Genomic DNA, 6,534 nt, shown 5'->3' on the forward strand with positions numbered 1-6,534 from the left:
CGGACCGGCCGCCGGGCGGGTCCTGCTCGGCCGAGCCGCGCGGTGCGGGCAACGGCGGGATCGTCGCGCCCGGCGCCACGCCACCGGAGGTGAGGTCCGGTGTGGAGGGGAACAACGACGGCGAGGACACCTCGGTGTGCGACGTGCCGGGGGCGGGGGCCTTCCCGGAGTCGTACGGCGGCACGGTCGCGGTGGTCCCGGTGGGCCGCACGGCTCCGGTGAGCAGATCGGTGGGGACCACCACGCGCGCGATGACACCGCCCTCGATGTCCTCGTTCTCGCGCAGGCGCACCTCGATACCGTGCCGCTTGGCCAGCCGCGCGACCACGTACAGGCCCATCCGCCGGGTCACCGACACATCCAGGTCGGGCGGGTCGGCCAACCGGTCGTTGGCCTCGGTGAGCTGCTGGTCGGACATGCCGACCCCGCGGTCGGTGATCTGCACCGCGAGCGAGTTGCGCCGGGTCACCACGGCGCGGACGCTGATCGCCGTCTCCGGCTCCGAGAAGTAGGTCGCGTTGTCCAGCAGTTCGGCGAGCAGGTGCACCAGGTCGTGCACCGCCCGGCCGTGGACGGACACCTCCGGGATGGTGCCCAGCTCCACCCGGGAGTACTGCTCGATCTCCGAGACCGCGGCACCGATCACGTCCGCCGCGGGCACCGGTTTGGACATCGACTTGGTCAGCCCCGCCCCGGACAGCACCAGCAGACTCTCGCCGTTGCGCCGCAGCCGGGTCGCCAGGTGGTCCAGTTCGAACAGACTGGCGAGCTGGTCCGGGTCCTGCTCGTCGGACTCCAGCCGGTCGATGATCCCGAGCTGGCGCTCCACCAGCCGCTGACTGCGGCGGGAGAGGTTGACGAAGATGCCGTTGACGTTCTCCCGCAGGAGCGCCTGCTCGGCGGCCAGCCGGATCGCCCGCTCGTGCACGACGTCGAACGACCGGGCGAGCTCGCCGATCTCCTCCCGCGTGTGCACGGGCACGGGGGTGATCGCGTTCCGGGAGGCCTCGATGGGGTTCGGGTCGGCCAGGATCCGCCGCACCGCCTCGGGCAGCCGGACGTAGGCGACCTCCAGCGCACTCGACCGCAGGTCACGCAGCGGGCGGGACAGCGCGCGGGCGACGATGAGGGTGAACACGACCGCGGCGATCAGGGTCGCCAGCGTGATCGCGAGGAACACCCACGCGGTCGTGGTCGCGTCGACGGCCAGTCCCTCGTTGTGCTCCTTCAGCCGATCCAGCAGTTCGACCTCGACCGCACGCATCTTGTCGACGGTCAGGACGCTGTCGGCCCGGAGCTGGCTGCCGTTGATGCCCAGACCACCGGGCCGGTCCGCACCGTTGTACGCGGTGGTGATCAACCGGGCGCGATTGTCCACCTCGGCCCCGGACACATTGTCCAGATAGAGCTCCTGCTCCCCGATCGTCGACCCGGCGACCAGGGCCTCGACGGCGGCGTCCGCCCTGGCCCCGGCGCTCCGGGCGCGGTCGAGCAGGTCGGCGACGAATTCGTCGTAGCCCACCGCCATCTGGAGTACCGCGTTCTGCCGTGCGGTGTATTCCTTGATCTCGTTGATCCGCCGCACGAGATCACTACGGCGCAACAGTTCCTGGTCCGCGACCAGCGGATCGGCGCCGCCTGCGCCCACGAACGACTCGATGATCGAGTTGTAGATGGTGTAGGCCGACAACGCGGGCAACGGGGTGCTGTCGATCTTCGTCCGCAGCGCGGACAGCCGCTGTAATCCGTGTGAGAAGGGAGCCGCGCTCGGGGACTCCCGGTCGTCGGTGTCCGCCGCCTCGGACAACGCGCGCACCGCGTCGTCGACCCTGGCCCGTTGCCGGTCCACCGCCTCGGACCCGATCGACGTACCGGACATGGCGGAGACCATGAGGGTGCGTTCGCGCTGGAGCTCGTGCATCAGCACGGCGACGCGCTCGGCGACCCCGATCTGGTCGACACCGTCCCGCAGCTCGCCCGCGTCCGACAGGGACTCGCCCGCGCGCAGACCACCGAAGATCGTCGCGGTCAGCAGGGGCACGAGCAGGACGACGGCCATCTTGTAGCGCAACGGCCAGTTGCTCAGGCGCCACCGCGCACCCTGCCCGTCACCCTGCCGGCCGGAACCGCCCGGTCCGTCCGACGTGTCCCCGACGGCCGCTCCGTCGTGTGCGACCCGGTCCTGGTCGGAGAGCCGCCCGTTCCCGTCCGGGGTCTCACTCTTCGGCACCGATCTACCACCATTGTCGTCCGAGCCGGATCCACCGCCGGCTTCCTGGGCCGAGCACTTGCTACGCACCGCACGCGTTCACGTGACCGCCTGTCACCCCCAGTGGACGCCAAACATGCGGAAGCATGGCGTCATCCCCCCACACGGGTCAATACACGTACTCAGCACACCGAAGTACCGGTCATGTCGTGGTCCGTTCCACCCACTCGTCATGTCCTGTCACTACTTCGGGGGCTGGCTACGTCACGGGAACACAGAATGTAGCGAACACCGTGCGCCGACGTAACCCTGATTGATCAATCGTTGTCACGTCCGAGTTGACCCTCACCGTGGTAGCAGCGATCAACCGCGCCCGCGGCTGAAACCAAGGGTTAATTAGACCACATGCGAGTCCACCCGATCGAGTGGTGCGGGGCACCGGACGATTGCGACTCGGCACTCATTGTGATGAAGACGATCAATCTCTACAGTAGCCGTGGCTCGCTGAGCGATCGGGGGAGGTGTCGCGCTCAGTCAGCGCCTCACCAACGCAGACAACCGGCATATCGCCCCACCGAGGAGTGGCATTGCTTCGACACGGCACCACGCGAACGCACTCGAGACGCGGCCGGCTGGCCGCCGTCGCGACATCACTGGGTCTGCTCGCCTCCGTCAGCGGGTGCGGGCTGCTCGGCGGGGAGGACGACGCCGCGTCGTCCGGCGGCGGCGACTCGGACCTGGAGCAGTCCTCGATCACCGTGGCGCACCTGCCGTCCATCGACGTCGCCCCGCTGTACCTGGCGCAGGAGAAGGGCTACTTCGCCGACGAGGGCCTCGACGTCGCGATCGAACAGGCCGCGAGCGGGCAGGCGGCCACCCAGAAGATGATCGGCGGGGACGCCGACATCGTCCAGTCCAGCTACGTCCCGTACTTCCTCGCGCAGGCCAAGGGCACCGCCGAGGTCCGGATCGTGGCCGACGCGGTCGCCGCGGCACCGGACACGTTCAGCCTCGTCGCCAAGAAGGACGGGGAGATCACCGGTGTCGAGGACCTGGAGGGCAAGAAGATCGCCGTGTCGGCGACCAACACCATCGCCGACACGATCGTCAAGTCGCTGATGAAGACGAACGGGCTCGACTACGGGTCCGTGGAGTGGGTCCAGGTCTCGTTCCCGGACACCGCCGCGGCCGTGGCCCGGGGCGACGTCGCCGCGGGCACCCTCATCGAGCCGTTCCTGACCAGTGGTGCCCAGGAGCACGGCGTCCACCCGATCGCCGACGTCGCCACCGGACCGACGGACAGCTTCCCGCTCGCCGGGTACGGGGCGCTGGCCGAGTTCACCGAGAACAACCCGAAGACGGTGGCCGCCTTCCAACGTGCGATGGAGAAGGCGACCTCCGACGCGCAGGACCGCTCCGTCGTCGAGCCGATCATCCAGGACACCGCGAAGATCGACGCGGAGACGGCGTCCCTGGTGAACCTGCCGACGTTCCACTCCAGCCTGGACGCCTCGCGTCTGCAGCGGGTGCCGGACCTGATGGTGGAGTTCGGGCTGATCGACTCGAAGATCGACGCCTCCGCGATGATCGCGCGTCCGAACGCCGCCTGACGTGCGTCCGGTCGTACGGAATCTGGTCGGCCTGGCCGCGTTCCTGGGGCTCTGGGAGTGCGCGGCCAGGTCCGGCCTGGTACCGGCCACCGACGTGCCGCCCGCGTCGGTCGTCCTCGGCCGGACCGTCGAGATGCTCGGCACGGAACCGTTCCTCCGGGACGTCGTGGCGACCGTGCTCGCCTGGGCCCTCGCCCTGGGCATCGCGGCGGCCGGGGCCGTCCCGCTCGGCCTCGTGCTGGGCAGCCTGCCCCGGGTCCGCAGCGCCACCATGGCTCTGGTCGAGTTCCTGCGGCCGATCCCGTCGGTGGCGCTGATCCCGCTGGTGCTCGTCGCGATCGGCGGCGGTCCCGAGGCCAAGATCACGCTCGCGGTCTACGCGGCGGTCTGGCCGATCCTCTACAACACCATCTACGCCTTCGACGAGATCGACCCGCTGCTCCTCGACACGGCACGGTCGTCGGGCGCGGGCCGGGTGGCCACGCTCGGGACGGTCGCCCTGCCGCACTCGGCACCGTTCGTGTTCACCGGCATCCGGATATCGGCCGCCATCGCGCTGATCGTGGTGGTCTCCACCGAGTTCATCGCCGGAGCCGACATCGGCATCGGCAGCTTCGTCCTCGAGGCCGCGGCGGGCGCGGGCCGGATGGACCTCGTCCTCGCCGGGACCCTGGTCGCCGGTGTCCTCGGCTACCTGGCCAACGACGGACTCGAACGACTCGGCGCACGCCTGTTCCGCTGGCACGCGGCCACGGGGACGGATTCCCAGGAGGCCGTGTGAGCGACACTGAGCCCACGCTCACGAAGGCCGACCGGGTGCGGGTGCCCCGCAGAACACAGGAGGCCGTGTGAGCGACACTCAACCCGCGCTCACGGAGGCCGACCGGGTGCGGGTGCCCCGCACAACACAGGAGGCCGTGTGAGCGACAGCGGACATGCGGTGACGGGCCGGGCCGGAGATCCGTTGCGGGTGGTCGGGCGCGGCCTCCGTGCGTTGGTGACGAAGTGGTCGGTGTTCGCGGTGGCCGTGCTGCTGTGGGAGCTGGCCACCGCCGCCGCGGGCAGCCCGTTCTTCCCTCGCCCGACCGAGATCGTGGGCACCGCCGTCGACCTGTTCGTCTCCGGGCCCGCCGCGGAAGGGTTCCTCACGGCCACCGTGTACGAGGACGTGCTGCCCAGCCTGGGGCGGGTGTTCGGTGGCTGGGCGATCGCCGCCGTGGTGGGTGTGGCGCTGGGCACCGCGCTGGGCCGGTCACGGACCGGGATGGACTACGTCGGGCCGCTGTTCGCGTTCCTGCGCGCGGTCCCGCCCCCGGCCCTGATCCCGGTGTTCCTCGTGCTGTTCGGCATCGACAACACCATGAAGGTCGTGACCATCGTGTTCGGCGCGATCTGGCCGATCCTGCTCAACACGGTCGACGGCGTGCGCTCGGTCGGGACGCTGCAACGGGAGACGGCGCGCTCGTTCGGCACGCCACGGCGCTACTGGATCACGATGATCGTCCTGCCCGCCGCCGCCCCGAAGATCTTCGCGGGGCTCCGACTGAGTCTGTCGCTGTCGTTGATCCTGATGGTGATCGCGGAAATGGTCGGGACCACCGACGGCATCGGCTACCAGCTCATCTTCGCCCAGCAGAGTTTCGAGTTCCCCACGATGTGGGCGTGGATCGTACTGCTCGGCGTGCTCGGTTACGGCCTGAACGCCCTGCTGCTCGCGATCCAGCGCCGCCTGCTGCGCTGGTGACCGGCCCGGTGCGCACGTCGAGACGAACAGGAGTGCTGACATGACAACCATGCTGGCGGTGGACGGCCTGCACCACCGCTATGCGGGCGACGACGGCCCGCACACCGCGGTGCGAGATCTGACCTTCACGGTCGAGACCGGCCGGCTCGCGTGCATCGTCGGCCCGTCCGGCTGCGGCAAGTCGACGTTGCTGCGGTGCATCTCCGGGCTCGTGCGGCCGACCGGCGGGGCGGTGTCGCTGCACGGCGATCCGGTCGACGGGGTCCCCGACGATCTCGCGGTGGTCTTCCAGGACTACAGCCGGTCGCTGTTCCCCTGGCTGTCGGTCCGGCAGAACGTCGAGTTCCCGCTGCGGTGGCGGCCGATGAGCCGTGCCGAACGACGCCGCCGCGCGGAGGAGGCGCTCGAATGGGTGAACCTCGGCGGGGTCGGCGCGAAGTACCCGTGGCAGTTGTCCGGGGGCATGCAGCAGCGGGTGTCCATCGCCCGCGCGCTGGCCCGCCGTCCCGCGCTGTTGCTGATGGACGAACCGTTCGCCTCGGTCGACGCACAGACCCGGTTCGAACTGGAGGACCTGCTCCGCGACGTGCAGCGGCAGAACGGGAGCACGGTCCTGCTGGTCACCCACGACATCGACGAGAGTGTCTACCTCGGCGACCGTGTGCTGGTGCTGTCCCGCGCGCCCGCGTCCATCGTCGCCGACCTCACCGTCGACCTGCCCGCCGACCGCGACCAGATCACCACCCGCGAATCCGCCGAGTTCGTCTCCCTCCGCGCCGAGGTCGCCCGCCTCCTGCACAACCCCACCCCGACCCCCTCCCCGTCGGGTTGACCGTGCGGGGCACATTCCCTGCGCGGGACGCGGTGAATGTGCCCCTCGCCGCCTCGGGCGCAGGGACGGTGCCCTGCACGGCACCACGGCCGGGGCGCGGGGCCGGTCAGTCCGTCCGCGCGTGGCGGCCGCGACGGGC

At 70.2% G+C, this 6,534-nt stretch carries 5 protein-coding genes; 4 read left to right on the forward strand and 1 reads right to left on the reverse strand.

What is annotated here, in order from left to right; translation table 11 throughout:
• Nucleotides 1-2,230: sensor histidine kinase (locus ACTIR_RS22220; protein WP_052583761.1), on the reverse strand; the 2,230-nt coding region annotated here is incomplete at its 3' end.
• A gap of 566 nt (nt 2,231-2,796) precedes the next feature.
• On the opposite strand from ACTIR_RS22220, the gene ACTIR_RS0107440 reads away from it, so the two are divergent.
• The 4 genes from ACTIR_RS0107440 to ACTIR_RS0107455 all read left to right on the forward strand — a co-directional run bounded on the left by ACTIR_RS0107440 (nt 2,797) and on the right by ACTIR_RS0107455 (nt 6,395).
• Nucleotides 2,797-3,819 carry an ABC transporter substrate-binding protein gene (locus tag ACTIR_RS0107440; protein ID WP_026453789.1) on the forward strand — a complete coding sequence of 341 codons (1,023 nt, stop codon included), beginning with the start codon at nt 2,797-2,799 and terminating at the stop codon, nt 3,817-3,819.
• A 1-nt stretch (nt 3,820) separates the two neighbouring features.
• Nucleotides 3,821-4,600: an ABC transporter permease gene (locus ACTIR_RS0107445; RefSeq protein WP_007025872.1), complete on the forward strand. Its 780-nt coding sequence runs from the start codon at nt 3,821-3,823 to the stop codon at nt 4,598-4,600.
• 138 nt (nt 4,601-4,738) lie between these two features.
• Entirely contained in the window at nt 4,739-5,563 is an 825-nt protein-coding gene (locus ACTIR_RS0107450) for an ABC transporter permease (RefSeq protein ID WP_034238853.1), read from the forward strand.
• Nucleotides 5,564-5,603: 40 nt separating this feature from the next.
• Entirely contained in the window at nt 5,604-6,395 is a 792-nt protein-coding gene (locus ACTIR_RS0107455) for an ABC transporter ATP-binding protein (protein ID WP_026453791.1), read from the forward strand.
• Nucleotides 6,396-6,534 lie beyond the last annotated feature (139 nt).

Source organism: Saccharomonospora iraqiensis subsp. iraqiensis (genome assembly GCF_000430445.1).
In the GTDB taxonomy this organism is placed as follows: Bacteria; Actinomycetota; Actinomycetes; order Mycobacteriales; family Pseudonocardiaceae; genus Saccharomonospora; species Saccharomonospora iraqiensis.